This window comes from Arthrobacter sp. Z4-13 (assembly GCF_054792705.1).
Genome location: NZ_CP096459.1, coordinates 116102 through 132125, shown reverse-complemented (window position 1 = coordinate 132125; position 16024 = coordinate 116102). Strand labels below are relative to the sequence as shown.

At 65.2% G+C, this 16024-nt stretch carries 17 protein-coding genes; 6 read left to right on the top strand and 11 right to left on the bottom strand.

Annotation, left to right across the window (positions count from 1 at the left end):
- Window positions 1-27: 27 nt before the first annotated feature.
- From M1E07_RS02440 to M1E07_RS02420, 5 genes are all read right to left on the bottom strand, one after another.
- Window positions 28-1152 carry a glycerate kinase gene (locus tag M1E07_RS02440; protein ID WP_461188713.1) on the bottom strand — a complete coding sequence of 375 codons (1125 nt, stop codon included), beginning with the start codon at window positions 1150-1152 and terminating at the stop codon, window positions 28-30.
- A 91-nt stretch (window positions 1153-1243) separates the two neighbouring features.
- Window positions 1244-2053 (bottom strand): SDR family oxidoreductase, encoded by an 810-nt coding sequence (locus tag M1E07_RS02435; RefSeq protein ID WP_461188712.1) that lies wholly within the window; start codon window positions 2051-2053, stop codon window positions 1244-1246.
- 15 nt (window positions 2054-2068) lie between these two features.
- A complete protein-coding gene (locus M1E07_RS02430) occupies window positions 2069-2488 on the bottom strand; it encodes a hypothetical protein (protein WP_461188711.1) in 420 nt (139 codons plus the stop codon).
- Window positions 2489-2581: 93 nt separating this feature from the next.
- A complete protein-coding gene (locus M1E07_RS02425) occupies window positions 2582-3031 on the bottom strand; it encodes a Rho termination factor N-terminal domain-containing protein (protein ID WP_461188710.1) in 450 nt (149 codons plus the stop codon).
- Window positions 3032-3163: 132 nt separating this feature from the next.
- The gene (locus M1E07_RS02420; RefSeq protein ID WP_461190467.1) at window positions 3164-3937 is read right to left on the bottom strand and encodes a class I SAM-dependent methyltransferase; all 774 of its coding nucleotides are present in this window, start codon (window positions 3935-3937) and stop codon (window positions 3164-3166) included.
- Between the two features lie 233 nt (window positions 3938-4170).
- On the opposite strand from M1E07_RS02420, the gene M1E07_RS02415 reads away from it, so the two are divergent.
- From M1E07_RS02415 to M1E07_RS02405, 3 genes are all read left to right on the top strand, one after another.
- Complete coding sequence (locus M1E07_RS02415) at window positions 4171-5808, top strand: ATP-binding protein (RefSeq protein ID WP_461190466.1); 1638 nt, start codon at window positions 4171-4173, stop codon at window positions 5806-5808.
- An 18-nt stretch (window positions 5809-5826) separates the two neighbouring features.
- On the top strand, window positions 5827-7359 hold the full coding sequence (locus tag M1E07_RS02410) for a putative bifunctional diguanylate cyclase/phosphodiesterase (RefSeq protein WP_461188709.1): 1533 nt from the start codon (window positions 5827-5829) through the stop codon (window positions 7357-7359).
- 171 nt (window positions 7360-7530) lie between these two features.
- Window positions 7531-8595: an EAL domain-containing protein gene (locus tag M1E07_RS02405; protein WP_461188708.1), complete on the top strand. Its 1065-nt coding sequence runs from the start codon at window positions 7531-7533 to the stop codon at window positions 8593-8595.
- Between the two features lie 78 nt (window positions 8596-8673).
- On the opposite strand, the gene M1E07_RS02400 is transcribed toward M1E07_RS02405, so the two are convergent.
- Window positions 8674-8925 carry a DUF6480 family protein gene (locus M1E07_RS02400; protein WP_461188707.1) on the bottom strand — a complete coding sequence of 84 codons (252 nt, stop codon included), beginning with the start codon at window positions 8923-8925 and terminating at the stop codon, window positions 8674-8676.
- Between the two features lie 138 nt (window positions 8926-9063).
- Between M1E07_RS02400 and M1E07_RS02395 the strand changes: the two genes are divergently transcribed.
- The gene (locus M1E07_RS02395; protein WP_461188706.1) at window positions 9064-9450 is read left to right on the top strand and encodes a hypothetical protein; all 387 of its coding nucleotides are present in this window, start codon (window positions 9064-9066) and stop codon (window positions 9448-9450) included.
- A gap of 85 nt (window positions 9451-9535) precedes the next feature.
- Here the strand turns inward: M1E07_RS02395 and M1E07_RS02390 are convergent, their stop codons facing one another.
- From M1E07_RS02390 to M1E07_RS02370, 5 genes are all read right to left on the bottom strand, one after another.
- Entirely contained in the window at window positions 9536-10363 is an 828-nt protein-coding gene (locus M1E07_RS02390) for a glycerophosphodiester phosphodiesterase (RefSeq protein ID WP_461188705.1), read from the bottom strand.
- Between the two features lie 48 nt (window positions 10364-10411).
- A complete protein-coding gene (locus tag M1E07_RS02385; protein ID WP_461188704.1) occupies window positions 10412-10660 on the bottom strand; it encodes a hypothetical protein in 249 nt (82 codons plus the stop codon).
- Between the two features lie 97 nt (window positions 10661-10757).
- Entirely contained in the window at window positions 10758-11576 is an 819-nt protein-coding gene (locus tag M1E07_RS02380) for an HAD family hydrolase (protein ID WP_461188703.1), read from the bottom strand.
- A gap of 9 nt (window positions 11577-11585) precedes the next feature.
- Window positions 11586-12395 carry an IclR family transcriptional regulator gene (locus tag M1E07_RS02375; RefSeq protein ID WP_461188702.1) on the bottom strand — a complete coding sequence of 270 codons (810 nt, stop codon included), beginning with the start codon at window positions 12393-12395 and terminating at the stop codon, window positions 11586-11588.
- A gap of 69 nt (window positions 12396-12464) precedes the next feature.
- The gene (locus M1E07_RS02370) at window positions 12465-13718 is read right to left on the bottom strand and encodes an aminopeptidase P family protein (protein WP_461188701.1); all 1254 of its coding nucleotides are present in this window, start codon (window positions 13716-13718) and stop codon (window positions 12465-12467) included.
- Window positions 13719-14191: 473 nt separating this feature from the next.
- On the opposite strand from M1E07_RS02370, the gene M1E07_RS02365 reads away from it, so the two are divergent.
- The gene (locus M1E07_RS02365) at window positions 14192-15295 is read left to right on the top strand and encodes an S-(hydroxymethyl)mycothiol dehydrogenase (RefSeq protein ID WP_461188700.1); all 1104 of its coding nucleotides are present in this window, start codon (window positions 14192-14194) and stop codon (window positions 15293-15295) included.
- Window positions 15295-15915, top strand: a complete 621-nt coding sequence (locus tag M1E07_RS02360; RefSeq protein ID WP_461188699.1) for an MBL fold metallo-hydrolase — start codon at window positions 15295-15297, stop codon at window positions 15913-15915. Before M1E07_RS02365 ends, M1E07_RS02360 begins: the two co-directional genes overlap by 1 nt.
- Window positions 15916-16024: the final 109 nt, after the last annotated feature.

The following is a 16024-nucleotide window of genomic DNA, read 5'->3' as shown; positions in this document are numbered from 1 at the left end:
GGCAGTGCCTGCCGGCGCTACATCTGGCTACGCGCCTTCAAGTACCTGGGTTGTTGCCCAAGCCAGGTACTTGGCGGCGTTGGCCACGGCATCCTCCGGACCTGACGCCACGTCCAACAGCTGCGCCGCAGCGACCACGCCATGCCCGGCGAGGTCTTCGGGAGTCACCAGTATCCTGCCTGCCACCACGATGACCGGGATGCCCCGTTCACGGGCGGCATCAGCGAGCGCGATCGGGGCTTTGCCGGTCAGCGACTGGACGTCCATGGAGCCTTCGCCAGTGATCACCAGGTCCGTTCCGGACAGCTGCTCCGCCAGACCGGTCAGTCCCGCAACAAGCGCGAAGCCGCCTTCCAGCGCGGCGTCGGTAAAGGCAAGGAACGACGCCGGGAAGCCGCCGGCGGCGCCCGCCCCCTCGATGTTGACGTCCCGGCCTGTGGCCTCGCGGAGCAGGGACGCCCAGTTGCGGAGTCCGGCGTCGAGCAGTTCCACGGCCTCCTCGTCCGCGCCCTTTTGCGGGGAGAAGACGTGCGCGGCGCCCAGCGATCCGTAAAGCGGATTCCGTACGTCGACGGCGATTCGGAAGGTGGTGGCGGCCAGCCGGGGGTCCAGTTCGGAAGCGTCCAGCCTCACGACGTCGGCGAGTGAGCCGCCGCCCAGCGGCACCACGTTCCCGGCCGAGTCCAGCGGCTTCAAGCCCAGGGCCCGCAGGGCACCGCTGCCGCCGTCGGTCATTGCCGATCCGCCCAGCCCCAGCACAATTTCGGTGGCGCCGGCTTCCAGGGCTGCGGCGATCAGTTGGCCGCAGCCGTAGCTGTGGGCCCGGAGTGCGTTCGCGGGGGTGGGCTCCATCTCTGCCAGCCCGGACGCCTGCGCGGTTTCAATGACGGCGGTGACCTTGCCCCCGCTGCCCTTCCGGATGGCCCACGCCGCGCCAACAGGGGCGAGGATGGGCCCCACTACCGCGTTGATCCGCTCCTCGTAGCCGGCAGCAACGGCAGCTTCGAGGGTGCCCTCGCCGCCGTCGGCGATAGGGAACTGCGTGGCGACGGCATCCGGGTAAACACGCAGGGCGCCCTCCGCGATGGCAGCAGCCGCTTCAGCAGCCGTGAGGGAACCCTTGAACTTATCCGGAGCAATAAGAATGCGCATGGGCTCCATCATGCCAGCACGGCAAAGGAAAGCGCTTGCCCAAGCCGTAATGCGGACAAACACCCTTCCCTAAGCAGCCCAGCCTTAAGCCTTACCCCTCACGCCAATCATGGCCGGTAATGTGCGAGCCGCCATGCGGGCCCATCTGCAGCATCCCGCCGTCCACGGCCCACGAAGCGCCGGTGACGTAGCTCGACGCAGGCGAGGCAAGAAAGGCAATCACGGCAGCCACTTCCCGCGCGTCCCCCGGCCTGCCCAGCGGCACTCCCGGCCTGTCCTTCGCCGTCGCGTCCTCATCCTCCTGCCCGGTCATGGGCGTGGCTATCTCGCCGGGGGCAACACTGTTGGCCGTGATGCCATGCTCACCAAGTTCCAGCGCCAGTGTTTTCATCAGGCCGCCCAGGCCGTGCTTTGAGGCATCGTAGGCCGATGATCCCACGCGCGGCTGGAACTCGTGGACGCTGGTGACGGCAATCAGGCGCCCTCCCCTGCCTGCCTGGACCATGCGCCGGGCAGCCGCCTGCAGGCACACGAATGCGCCATTGAGGTTGGTGTCCAGGGTCTGCATCCAGGTGTCCACGTCCAGGTCCAGGAACTTGGTCCCGTCTCCGGTTCCGGCGTTGTTGACGAACACGTCCACCCCACCGAGCTCCTCGGCCAGTTCATCGATGACCCCGCCGGCGGCCCCGAGTTCAGTGGTATCCAGTTGCCGGACTACTGCTTTGCGGCCCAGGCTCCGGACTTCTTCGGCAGTCGCCTCGGCACCGGCCTTGTCCGAATGCCATGTCACGCCCACGTCCATGCCCGCCCTGGCCAGCGCCACGGCTGTAGCCTTCCCGATTCCGGAGTCCGACGCCGTAACGATGGCGGTGGTGGGGCTGAACCCTGTGGTGTCCTTCATGGCGCTCCTTTGTATTCAGGCCGGGCGGCGGAGTTCCGGCGGCGAGGGGTAACCGTCATCGTCGGAGTCGGCCGGGGCGTCCCGCATGGTCAGGAGCGGCACGGCGAAGGTAACCACGGGACGGGCGCGGGCGTCGTCAGCCGACTTGACCGTCAGGCTCCGGGTTCCGGGCGGCACCGAGGGGGTAAAGACCTGCAGGTTGCGGGAGCCCAGATTCGCGGAGTTGCGCAGCGAATACTCGGTACCGAAGTGGTCCTGGAGGATGATGTTGGGCTCCGGCCCGTCGTCGGAGGCCATCTGGATGGTGACCACCAAGCCGGCGGTCCAGATCTCGACGGACAAAACGGTGAATGCGGTGCTGTCCGTGACGTGCCTGCCGTAGGTTGGCGGCAGCAGCATCCCGCGGAGGGAACCGGAAGGGATTAGTTCGCGCATGGTTGTTCCTGTTGGTTTGCGCCTGCCGACGACGGGACGGCGCCGGAAGTGGTCCGGTGCTGGTCTTGCCGGGTACGGCTGGACGAATGCGGCTTAGGCGTCTTCCCGGCCAGGGTTTTCCAGCCGGAAGAAGTTTGATTGTTCGCCGTCGCTGCGCTGTTCCTGGTAAATGAAGTTCAGCTGGCGGGAGTCGAAGGTTTCAAACCATTCCTCCCAGCTGACGTGGCGGAGCTTGTCGTTTTCGCCACCAAAGTCGATTCGCAGCACTCCGAGGTGGTCACCGTGCTCGGTGCCTTCCACCGTGGCGGGAACGCCGTCGCGGTCCTCTGCCCACTGCCTGATGACTTCATGGTGCGTGGTGACCAGGCTCCGGCCCTCGCGCTCCGGTTCGTCTTCCGTTGAGGTGACCTCCTGTGAATACTTCAGGGATTTGGATGATTCCGGTCCAGTGCGGACCTTCCCGTCATCCGGGCCTGCGCCCAGGTCCTCTTCTTCCTGGTCCGCTTCAGCCCCGCGGGTTTTATTACTTTTGTCCTGTGCCATGATGTCCGTCCTTTCCCCTGCAGCTAACTAGTAAGTCTACTTACTATGTAGCCTCCCGCTCCGCCTCCCTGTCAAGGGGGCAGGGCCGTGGACGGGGCGGATGAAGATTGTACCTCTGCCCCTCTTTTGCGGCTAGGTCCGGGGACGGGCCACCGCAAAATAGCCGGGAATCAGGCTCTGTGCGGCCACGTCCGTCATCTGGTTCGTCTGGATGTCGACGGCCCCGTCCTCGAGGAGCTCCCAAGTCTCGTCGGGAAGGACGCGCGCCCGTTCGGCCGGGCCAAAATGGCCAGGCATGGGCAGTTCGCGGATGGCGCGCTCCAGCGGCGCCGGGATGCCCCTGGTGGTGGCGCCCAGGTATGAGACATAATCCACGGGGTTTCCCTGGAAGTTCGTTTCCGCAAGGAACACGGCTCCGCCTCTGCCAGCGAGGAGCCGCAGGTTTTCCACCAGGGCCAGCTGGTCATCAGTGCTGAGCACGTGGAACACGCCGCGGATGAAGACGTTGGCCCCGCGACCGCCCGCCAACCCGGCTGCAGCACCGGGCGCCGTCATGTCCCGCACCTCGTAGCGCAGGCGCCGCGCACTGTTGCCGTCCCCTCCGGATTCCGTCCGGGCGCGGCCAACGGCGTGGGCTGAGACGTCTACGCCTATCACGTCAGGAAAGACGCCGGCGAGCGCACGCGTGAAGGTGCCGTGCCCGCACCCCACGTCCACCACGGGAAGCTCAGGGTCCAGGTGGCGCACCAGGACATCCTTGTACCCCAGGAATTCGCTGTCCCTGCCGGAGTCCCAGAGAACCTCACCACCCGCGCCGGTCACGTTGATGCCTGCCCAGTACCTGTCCCACGCCACCGCCCGGTCCTTGTGCGCGGAACGGGACAACCGGACAAGTTTGGGGATCATCAGGTACTTCTGCCAGGCAGAGCGGACTGATTTCGCTGGGGAGGACACGGATCAAATATATGGTGCCCACCACCGGACCGCGGCAAAGTGGCCCAATCTGCAGTGCGGCGGCCGTGCAGGTTCCGGTTGTTTCGTCACTCTTGCGGGATGTTCAACTTCTACGGGTTCATACAGCCTGCGCCAGCCCTACAATGTACTCAACTGGGATCGAAGGGGGCATTGTGACGGCTGACATGCCGTGGGACTCGACTGTGCCCCGCACCGCTGTGATGGCGGACCCCGACGGCGGAAGGCTGGCGGTTAACGCGCAGGCGCTGCGTGACGCCGGTTACGAGGTACGCACGGCAGGGGATGCAGGCGGGCTGGCCGCCCTGCTCAAAGCAGGCGAACCGTCGGTCGTCGTGCTTGATACGTCCCTGTCGGCGGTGGAAGCAGAAGCACCCGTCCTGGTGATGGTGGACCTGGACAGCCCCGCTGAACTCGCAGCCATGCAGCCCCCCGGCGTCCACGACTGCGTCGCCAAACCTGTGCCGCCCAAAGAACTGGTCCACCGGGCCACAGCACTCATTAGGCAGGTCTCCCGGCGGGCCGCCGCCCGGCAGGAAGCCGAAGGTCTCCGCGAGCAGCTGCGCCTGGTGTCGGCTGCCGTCCGCGGCACCAACGATCCGCAGGAGATTGCCTACCTTGTAGTAGAGGGCTTCGGCAGGACGTTCAAAGCCGACCACGTCCGGCTCACCACTTTTGAGGACGAGCGGGTTCCCCCGATTACCGCCACGTGGACCAGGCCCGGGCTCGAAAAACTTTCCACCGAAGCGCTTCCTGATGAGGACTCTGCCCGGCACACGGCCAACGTGCTCTGGGCAGCCGCCGAGACGCTCTCCTTCGACGGGTCCGAAGAGGACGCAAGGGCGGGCGAAGCATCCAGCGCCCCGCGCCTTGCTCCCGCCGCGTCGTTACTGGCCGTGCCGATGGGCGACGGAAGCTCCTCGCTGGGCATTATCTGGATCATGATGCGTGACCAGCCGCGGCAATGGTCACGCGCGGAGCTTGGACTGATCCAGCACGTGGCGGGCAACGCCGCGCACGGGCTGATTCAAAGCCACCTGATCAGCAGCCAGCAGCAGGTGGTTAAGCAGCTCCAGCAGCTGGACAAGGCGAAAACAGACTTCCTCGCCACGGTCAACCACGAGCTGAGGACGCCGCTGACGTCCATCATGGCGTACCTGGACATGATCCAGGAGAGCACTGAGCAGCCGGTGTCCCCTGAAGTCCACCAGATGCTGGACATCGTGGTGCGGAACACGGAGCGGCTCCGGATGCTGATCGAGGACATGCTGAGCGTTTCCCGCAACGGCCACGATGACAACCTGATGCATCTCACCCCGGTACGCCTGGGACAAACCCTGGACCTTGTTGCCGGCGCGCTGCGTCCTTTGGCCCAGCTGCAGAACGTCACCATCGCCGTCGACCCCCTGCCTGAAGATCCTGAAATCCTGGCGGACGAGGTCCAGCTGCAGCAGGTGTTCACCAACCTGGTGTCCAACGCCATCAAGTTCACCCCCAGCGGCGGCCGGATCGAGGTGGGCAGCGAATCGCATGCGGCGGCCGACGGCACCAGGTGGGCCACCGTCAGCGTCGCGGATACCGGCATTGGCATCTCCAGCGAGGAAATTGACCACGTTTTCACGCGGTTCTACCGTGCATCCAATGCCATGTCCGGAGCCATCCCCGGAAGCGGACTGGGCCTGGCCATCACCAAGGACATCGTGGCGCGCCACGGCGGCCGCATTGATGTGGCTTCCACCCTGGGCGCAGGCACAACGGTCACCGTCAGCCTCCCGCTGGATTCCTGCCGCAACCAGGCCAACTGAGCGCCGGAAGGAGGACCGATGTTTGCTGACAACGACCCCCGGCTTTCCCAGCTGCTGGAGGGCATTGTCCGGCTGGCATCGGGAGACCTCAGCTCCCGGATCGAGGTATCCGAAGCCCGTGATGAACTCGACGCCATCATCATGGGCACCAACCTCCTGGCCGAGGACCTGCAAATCATTTACGAAGAACTTGAACAGCGCGTGCAGGTGCGCACCCGGCTGCTGCATGAGGCTCACCTGGAAATGCAGAAAATGGCCATGCAGGACCCGCTGACCGGCCTGGCAAACCGCTCGGCGCTCATCGATGCCTTGCGCGCCGCCATTAACGACGACAAACCCGATGAAGGGCCTGTCATCCTGCTGCTTGACCTCGATGCCTTCAAATCCATCAACGACAGCCTGGGCCATACCGCCGGAGACCAGGTCCTGATCACGGTAGGGGAACGGATCCGCGGCGCGGTGCGTGCCACCGACGTCGTGGCACGCCTTGGCGGGGACGAGTTCGCGATCGTTATGCCGGCGGTCTCTGCAGACCAGGCGGCCATCGTGGGGCACCGCGTCCTTGCGGCGTTGAATCAAGCCATTGAACTGCCGGGGCGAAGCGTGCGCTGCGGCGCGAGTATCGGGCTGAGTGTCGGCAATGCCGGGCAGACCCCAGAGGACATGCTGATGGAGGCCGACGTCGCCATGTATGCGTCCAAGGCCGAAGGCCAGAACAGGCTCCACCGCTTCGAGCCCGGCCTCCTGCTGGTCCGCAGGCTCCGCAGCCAGCTCGTGGAGGACCTCCGGGCTGCGATCAAGAGTGACGGACTGACGCTGCACTACCAGCCCGTGGTGGAGCTCAGCTCCGGCCGGATCGAAGGCGTGGAGGCCCTGGTCCGATGGAACCACCCGACGCGCGGGCTTATCATGCCGGATGAGTTCATCCCACTGGCCGAGGATGCCGGGCTGATCTCCGAGCTTGGTTTCTGGGTTCTTCGCACAGCAGTGCGCCAGCTTCGTCAATGGATCGATGGGTCCCTCGTGGACAGCCATTTTTCCGTCCGGATCAATATCTCCGCCACCGACCTGCAAAGCCTTCAGTTCATTGAGGACGTGCGCAATGTCCTCAAGGAGACACGTGTCCGGCCGGAGCAGGTGGTCCTGGAACTGACGGAAGTGGCCATCGTCAAGGGCAACGAGCTGGACCGCTACTCGCTGGGCGGGCTGCGCGGGCTTGGCGTGGGGATCGAGATCGACGACTTCGGGACCGGGTACTCATCCATCAGCTACCTGCGCCGGCTGCCGGTGGACCGGGTGAAGGTGGACCGTTCCCTCATCACCGGCCTCGGCACCGATCCCGCGCAGCCGGCCCTGGTGGCTGCTGTCCTGCAACTCGTCCGCGCTTGCGGCCTGGAGGCTGTCTGGGAGGGCGTCGAGACTGCGGAGCAGGCCGAGATACTCCGAGGCCTGGGCTGCCTGAGCGCCCAGGGCTATTACTTCAGCCGGCCTGTCCCTCCGGAGCAGGTCCCCCAACTGCTCGCGGCCCAACCGGAAAGCGCGAAACAGTAAAGCGAAAACTACTGCGCTTTTGTTCGCCCCGATATACGATCATCGTGCTGGGTCTGATTATCGTCGCCGTGAGCATCGCGGCTTATCAGCAGCGCAGGACTTTAGAAGCGGTTGGAAATTGAACAAAAAAGGGCCATTGGGTCATTACTTCGTCAACTGGGGGCGTAGCTAATGTCGGTTCGTGTACAGGCGTGGGGAATCATCGCCGCTGTTATGGCGGATCCGGATCCGTCCGGTGCCGCTGTCCGGCAGCGTCTTAGCAACAGCCTCGATGAGAATCCTGGCGTGCCCGAACGGGCTTTGCTGGAGTATCTCCTGGAAACGCGGCGCAGCGACGCCAATACGGGTGAGACATTGGACAGCGCCCGGAAGATGCGCCTCGAACCGACGGCCGTCCCACCCAAACTCGCTGAACAAATCGATGCGATCCGCAGCATGTCACGCATCAGCGCGCTGCTCGAGAGCCAGATGCTGATGACGGCATTCCAGCCCATCTACGGGCTTGCCGAAGAAACCGTAGTGGGAGTCGAGGCACTGTCCCGCTTCGTCAGCGATGACGGCGCAGCCGCGGAACTGTGGTTTGCGGAGGCGGCGGCTGTTGGTTTGGGCGCGAACCTCGAATTTTCAGCCCTCGGATCCGCCGCTGCTGCAGCCAGGGAGCTTCCTGGGGATCTCTACGTTTCGCTCAACATTTCGCCCACGTCATGCCTGGACCCCCGGCTGCCGGAACTGTTCCAGCACATCGACCTTCCCATCAGCCGCGTGGTGCTTGAACTGACGGAAACCATCAGCAATGAGGAGTACCCGCAGTTCATTTCAGCCGTCAACCCGCTGCGCGAAAAGGGCTTGCGCATCGCCGTGGACGATACCCACTCGGGGGCCGGCGCTTTGAGCCGGATGGTGCACCTGCGGCCGGATTTCCTGAAGGTAGGCCGGAACGTCATCGGCGGCGTGGACAATGACGGTATCCAAAGGGCCATGGTTGCCTGCCTGGTGGACTTCGCCGGGCAGATCGGCACCATTCTGGTCGCGGAAGGCATTGAGACAATCGGCGAACTCAAGGTCCTGACGGAGCTTGGAATCAGCGCGGGGCAGGGCTACCTGCTGGGCAGGCCGTCGGTCCGGCCACAGGACTGGACAAGCTGGAACACCAGCGTCGATTTGGATGGGCTGAAGCGCCAACTCGTCGGCACTGAGGACTCCGGCCGGATGTCTCCGCCCGCCGACCCCCGCTGAGAGCCGGCGGGTCCGCTGAACGCCCAGACGTAGCCGGCGGCCGGACGTTACCTGTGAACAGTCGCTGTCCGCTGCGGACTATTCGTCGCGGCCCTGGTCGGCGCTCATTTGGTCCTCAGCCGGAGGAGTTTCCCCGGGAGGCACTCCACCGCCGGGCTCCAGCCCCGTGACGTTGCCCGCCGCCGGGTCGGGATTGGCCGAGCCGGCGGAGTCCCGGCCTCCCTGCTGGCCGGCGCCGGAACCGTTGGCGGCCGGCTGGTTTTTGCCCGGCTGATTTTTGCCCGGCTGGTCCGGGTTCGCGGGGTCGTTTTCCGGATGGTAGCTGCTCACTGTGCTCGCCCTTCCTGCCCGGCCGTGGTCTGGCACCCCAGCTCTGGACTAATTGTAAGCATGCTGATAATTCTGGAAGGGTAATCTCCGGAAGTCCACTGGGGGCGCCCGGCACACGATGTCAGAAGGAGCAGTCTCATGGGTATCGGCGACAGCATCGGCAAGGCAGCGGAGAACGCCATGGAGGACCTTGCAGGGACAAGCAAGGCCACGGAAAAACTGGACGTTCCCGACCCCACAGATCCTAACGACCCCGTGGAAGTTCACTCCACCATCAGCGAGGGATCCAATGCGATGGAAGCGGAGAAGCAAAAAGCTCCTGGCCTGAAGCCCGGCGCAGCTCCGGGTCCGGTATCAGATGCTCCCCTTGGCGGCGACATCGATGAAAGGGCATCGGAGCAGGATGACGCGCCTTCCGAAGACGAGGCACGGAAATCGGCCGGGGCCGGGACGACAAGCACAGAGGCAACCGGGCTCACGGGAAGCGCCGCGGCCCCTACGGGCGGAGACGGGCAGGTTCCGTGACCTTCCCCCCGGCCCCCGGCCACCTGATCCACGACATCCGGACGGGCTGGGGCCGTAACAGACCAAGCGGCAAGGGAAACGCTCGTCAGGCCTGGGGAGGCTGGGACCTTTCCGGCCCCTGCCACTCGCCGCGCTCCTGCAGCACGTCCCGGAGCAGGTCCGCCCGGTCGGTCACGAGCCCGTCCACGCCGAGCTCGAGCAGACGGCGCATCTCCGCGGGATCATTGACCGTCCACACATGGACCACCAGTCCCATTGCGTGAGCCCGGCGCACAAATCCGGGCGTGACCACTTCGATCGCCCCGTACCGCACGGGAACCTGAAGCGCGTGGACATCATGCAGGATCGGGCGCAGGACCAACCGGAAGAGGGGGCCCGGAAGCACCCGGCCCAGCACGGTGAACAGGCCCACGGAGACAACCCCGGCCGACGACGCCACCGGACGGCTCAGCAGCTTCAGCACCGCCCGCCGTCGCCGGTCCGAAAAGCTGGTGACCAGGACGCGGGAGTGGGCCTGGTGGCGTTCGATCGCACTGGCGAGGCTCCGGACGGAGTTCCAGTCCTTGACGTCCACGTTCAGGCGGACACCGGGCAGCCCCGTGACCAGATCATCGAAGGTCGGGATCGGCTCACGGCCATCAATGCGGGCGCGGGCCACTTCAGCGGCGGTGAGGCCGGCGACCCGCCCGATCCCGTCCGTCACCCGGTCCAGCGTGTCGTCGTGGAAGACAAGCACAACGCCGTCCGCAGTGGTGTGCACATCGGTTTCCAGGTACCGGTAGCCGAGGTCGACGGCGGCGCGGAACGCGGCCATCGAATTTTCCAGCCCCTCCTGCGAAAACCCGCGGTGGGCCATGGCGACAGGCGGCTGGGGACCGGTAGCACCAGGGCTGCTGAAGAACGGCAAACTCACCCTGCGAGCGTACCGGAGTCCCCGGACCTGCGGTGCTGCTGCAGAGGCTTACTCCTCTTCGGCAAAAACTTCCGCCCCGTCGCTGCAGTGCAGCATGGTGCGGCCCCGTCCGCCGTCGAGGTTAATCCACACCGCCGTGTGGTCCCCGGTGATGGCGTCCACCAGGCCGCCGGCCTCGAAACCGGGCGAGAAGACCACGCGGACGCGGTCGCCCTGGCTCAGCTGCTTCCAATGCGGCGCGGGCGTTGCCCTGCGCAGCGGCACATCAACAGCGTCGCGCCTGACGTTTTTTGCCATCGTTACCCCTTGAGCCGAAAAGGGGAGGTGTTGGCTCCCCCGGCCCACGCTACGAAGCAGAAGTGAACGCAAGGTGAGCGCCAGCTGTGAATTGGGCTTAGGAAAGTTTGACACCCAGCGACGCCAGCCGGGCCTCCAGAACCTGGGCCACGCCATCGTCGTCAAAATGTGGTGCCTGCTGACCGGCTGCGAGAATGGCCTCCGGGTGCCCGCTGGCCATTGCGTAGCCGTGGCCTGCCCAGCGGAGCATCTCGATGTCGTTGGGCATGTCTCCGAACGCCACAACGTCGGCGGCGTCGATGCCCAGCGTGGCGGCATATTCGGCGAGCGTCACGGCCTTGTTGACGCCGGGAAGGCACAGCTCCAGCATGGACACGCCCGGCGAGGAGTGCGTGGCGGCGGCCAGATGTTCGACGGCGGGCCGCACCTCGGCCAGGAAGTCGTCCGGAGTGCCCTCCCGGACGATCGCCAGGAACTTCACGACGGCGTCGTCGGCGGTGAGCGTCTCGGCCAGCGGCGCCGGGGTGAACTCGCTGAGCAGCTCGCTGGACCCGTTTTCGATGAAGCCGGGTTCAAGGTGGAAGCCGGTCAGTGTTTCCGCCGCGAACAGGGCGGCCGGACGGAGCTCCTTGATGATCCGGCGGATCTCCAGCACGGACTCGATGGCCAGGGCGCGGGCGGACACCAGCTGTTCAGCTTCCAGGTCCCAGACCACGGCGCCGTTGGAGCAGATGACCGTGCCGGCGTGGCCGAGCTGGTCCTGCAGGGGGTGCAGCCAGCGCGGCGGCCGGCCAGTGACAAACACGAGTTCGACGCCGGCGTCCCGGCAGGCGTGGAAGGCGCGGACGGTGCGGTCACTGATCCTGCCATCGTGCCCAAGGATCGTTCCGTCAATGTCACTTGCTACCAACCGCATCCTGCCAGTCTACGTGGCGCTCCCGCGCAACCTTCCACCCAGGCGGGCCGTAACCTTCCCGGCCGCGGCGGCACAGGATTCTCCGAGCGCCTGCAGCCGGTCCTGGGATACACGGAACCGGGGCGCCGGGATCAGGACCGCGGCCACCACCTCGCCGCGATGATCATAAACGGGTGCTGCGAGGCCCACTTCGTCGATGGAGGTTTCCCCGTAATTGATGGCCCAGCCGCGCTGGAGGTCATCTTTCAACCGGACAAGGTAGGCGTCCAGGCTCGACTCCTCAAGTCCCGGGTACGTGATGGCGCCGCTGCTGAGGAGCGAACGGACGCGGGGTTCCTGTTCGTGGGCCAGAAACACCTGCACGGAGGCACTGAGGGCGTCGTTGTACCGCGCACCGAGCGGAGTAGTGTGTTTGATTTGGTGGTGGCTGGCGATCTGCTCCACGCAAATGGACTCATCACCGCTCCACACCATGAGGGCGCTGGTTTCGCCGGTCTGCTCCGACAGTTCGCGGAGCACGGGGTAGGCAACGCGGCGCTCCTCGAGTTCGGCCAAGAGTGGTCCGGCCACGGCAATCAATCCGAGTCCCAGCCGGAACCGGCGGGTCTCCGCGTCCCGTTCCACAAGGTGTTCCTGTTCGAAGGTGGCCAGGATCCTGGAGACGGTGCTTTTGTGCAGCCCGACCCGGTTGGCAATTTCGGTGACCCCCAGCAGTGGCTCCTCTGCCGTGAAGGTCCGGAGGACGGCGACCGCGTTAACAATGACGGAAGCGCCCTTGCTGTCGCCGTTGCCTGTGTTCTCGGATTCTGTTGCGCTCATGGTGCTACCCATCATTCCCTAAGGGCGGCCGAAAGCGGCGCCACCTGGATGGCGCCGCTTCCGCGGAAATTAGGCGCCGATGATGTTGTGTTCAGGACCGAACGGGAACTTGGTGATGTTCTCCGCGCCGTCCTCCCCCACCACCAGGATGTCGTGCTCACGGTAGCCTCCGGCGCCCGGCTGGCCGTCCAGGACCGTAATCATAGGTTCCATGGAGACCACCATGCCCGGTTCGAGCACGGTGTCGATGTCCTCGCGGAGTTCCAGCCCGGCCTCCCTGCCGTAGTAGTGGCTGAGGACGCCGAACGAGTGCCCGTAGCCGAAGGTGCGGTTGGCCAGCAGGCCATGACCCACGTAAATCTCGTTCAGCTCCGCGGCGATGTCCTTGCAGACCGCCCCCGGCTTGATGAGTTCGAGGCCCCGCTTGTGGACTTCGACGTTGATGTTCCACAGCTCCAGGGAGCGTGCATCGGGCTCGCCGTAGAACAGTGTGCGCTCCAGGGCTGTGTAATAGCCGGAGGTCATGGGAAAGCAGTTCAGGGACAGGATGTCGTGTTCCTGGATTTTGCGGGTGGTGGCCCAGTTGTGTGCGCCGTCGGTGTTGATGCCGGACTGGAACCACACCCAGGTGTCGCGGATTTCGGAGTTGGGGAAGGTCCGGGCGATCTCGTGCACCATGGCCTCGGTGCCGATCAGGGCGACCTCATATTCGGTGATCCCGGAGGCGATGGCGTTGCGAATGGCTTCGCCGCCCAGGTCTCCGATCCGGGCTCCGTGCTTGATGACCTCAATTTCCTCGGCGGACTTGATCATGCGCTGGCGCATGGCTGCCTGCGCCACGTCCACCAGGTTTGCGGACGGGAATGCGGCTTGGATCTTGTTGCGGTTGTCCAGCGGCAGGGAGTCGTCCTCGACGCCGAGGCGGCGCGGGTTGATGCCGCGGGTGCGCAGGACTTCCTGGATGGCGAAGATGTAGTTGTCGCGGCGCCAGTCCGTGTAAACGATGTTGTCGCCGTAGCTCCGCCGCCAAGGCATTCCGGCGTCGATATTGGCGGTGACGGTGACGGTGTCATCCTTGGTGACCACCATGCCGTAGGAGCGGCCAAAGGTGGTGAACAGGAAGTCGGAATAGTACTTGATGGAGTGGTAGCTGGTGAGGACGACGGCGTCGAGGTCCTTCTCTGCCATGATGCGGCGGAGCCCGGCGAGCCTGCGTTCGAACTCGGCGTCCGAGAAGGTGAGGGTTACTTTTTCGCCGTTTTTGAGGACCTTCGTGCGCTCCAGTTCGGCGACGGTGGTGGCGTTCTCGGTGGTGATGGTCATCGTGGTGGGCCTTTCTGCGGTTCTTCTAAGCGGGAGACGGCACAGTTGCAAGCACCGCAACCTTGTTGCAACAGCGTATGGGTGATCAGCGCCATAGTCAATGGCCCCCGCTTGTCCTGCAGCCCTGGCCATCGAGCACACGCTGAGCGCGGCCGCGCGGGAGCATCCGAAGGTAGAAGGCCCAGGCGTTGCAGTGACAAGAGCCGAGTTGCGCTAGATGTTGCAAATAACTTGCCAACATACAGATGGGCGCAGCGTAGTACCGGGCCGTTCTATTGACACCCCTCGTGACGGCTGACATATTTCGAGTACGCGCTATATGCATCGTGTTGTGCATTACGCAATAGAAGGCCTGGCCGGCCACGCGTTCTGGAGTGCGGAGCGCCAGCAATGAGAAGGTGGAACCCGGGCCGGTTGAACTGCCCGGAATACCGCGGCCTGGAGTCCCGGGCTCAGGAAAGGAAAACCAGCTTATGGTTCACAAAGTCAAGGCAGTCATTGCCAGGGAAAAGAACGCCCCGGTCTCAGTGGAGACCATCCTGGTTCCGGACCCGGGTCCGGGCGAGGCGCTGGTGGATATCCTCACGTGCGGGGTCTGCCACACGGACCTGCATTACAAACAGGGCGGCATCAACGATGACTTCCCCTTCCTGCTGGGCCACGAGGCCACCGGCGTGGTCAGTGCGGTCGGTGACGGCGTGACTTCGGTTGCTCCGGGCGACCGGGTGATCCTGAACTGGCGTGCCGTGTGCGGTGAGTGCCGTGCCTGCGCCAAGGGCCAGCCCCAGTACTGCTTCAACACCGCGAACGCCACGCAGAAAATGACGCTGGAGGACGGCACGGAGCTCTCCCCGGCCTTGGGCATCGGCGCCTTCGCCGAGAAGACCCTCGTCGCTGCGGGGCAGTGCACCAAGGTGGATCCGGAGGTTGATGCTGCCGCCGTCGGCCTGCTCGGTTGCGGCGTGATGGCCGGCATCGGTGCCGCGATCAACACCGGTGAAGTCAAGCGCGGTGAGTCCGTGGCTGTGATCGGCTGCGGCGGCGTGGGCATCGCCGCGATCGCCGGGGCCAAACTTGCCGGCGCGACCACCATCATTGCCGTGGACATCGACGCGAACAAGGTGGAGATGGCCAGGTCCCTCGGCGCCACCCACGGCATCGACTCCAGCAAGGAAGACCCCATCGAGGCCATCCGGGCCCTGACCGGCGGCAACGGTGCAGATGTGGTGATTGACGCCGTCGGCCGCCCCGAAACCTACAAGCAGGCGTTCTACGCCCGCGACCTCGCCGGCCGGGTGGTGCTGGTGGGTGTCCCGACGCCGGACATGCAGCTCGAGCTGCCGCTGCTGGACGTCTTTGGCCGGGGCGGGTCGCTGAAGTCCTCCTGGTACGGCGACTGCCTGCCCTCCCGCGACTTCCCGATGCTGGTGGCGCACTACAAGCAGGGCAACCTGGACCTGGATGCGTTTGTTACCGAACGCATCGGCATTGACCAGGTGGAGGAGGCCTTCGCCAGGATGCATGAGGGCAAGGTCCTGCGTTCCGTCGTTGAGATCGAGCCGGCGGCGGTTTCCTGATGGGCGTCCGGATCGAGAACCTGGTCACCTCGGGCACGTTTTCGCTCGACGGCGGCACGTGGGACGTGGACAACAACGTCTGGATCGTGGGCAACGACGAAGAATGCGTGATCATCGATTCCCCGCACGACGCCGCCGCAATCATCAACCAGGTCCAGGGCCGGAAGGTTTTGGCCATCCTCCAGACCCACGCCCACAATGATCACATCGGCGCCGCGCGCGAGGTCGCCGACGCCGTTGGCGCCCCCATCTACCTGAACCCGGAAGACCTGGTCCTCTGGGAGCAGGTCTACCCGGACTCAAAGCCGGACCGGGAACTGGCCGACGGCGACGTCTTTGAGGTAGGCGGGACGACTTTGCGGGCCATCCACACGCCCGGGCACTCCCCCGGTTCCACCTGCTTCTACCTGGAAAGTGAAGGAACGGTCTTCACCGGTGACACGCTGTTCAACGGCGGCCCCGGCGCTACGGGGCGCTCCTACAGCGACTACCCCACCATCCTGGCTTCCATCCGCGAACGCCTGCTGACCCTCCCGCCGGAGACAGTAGTCCGCACCGGCCATGGCGACAACACCACCATCGCGGCCGAACAGGAAACGTTGGCCAAGGTCGGCCAGTAGGCGGCGGACCCTTCAGCAGTGGAATCACCATCGGTGCCAGCGAGGGCGCGCCAGGGAAGACCTGGCGCGCCCTCGTGGTGCCGTCAGCAATACAACAGGACCAGCAGTG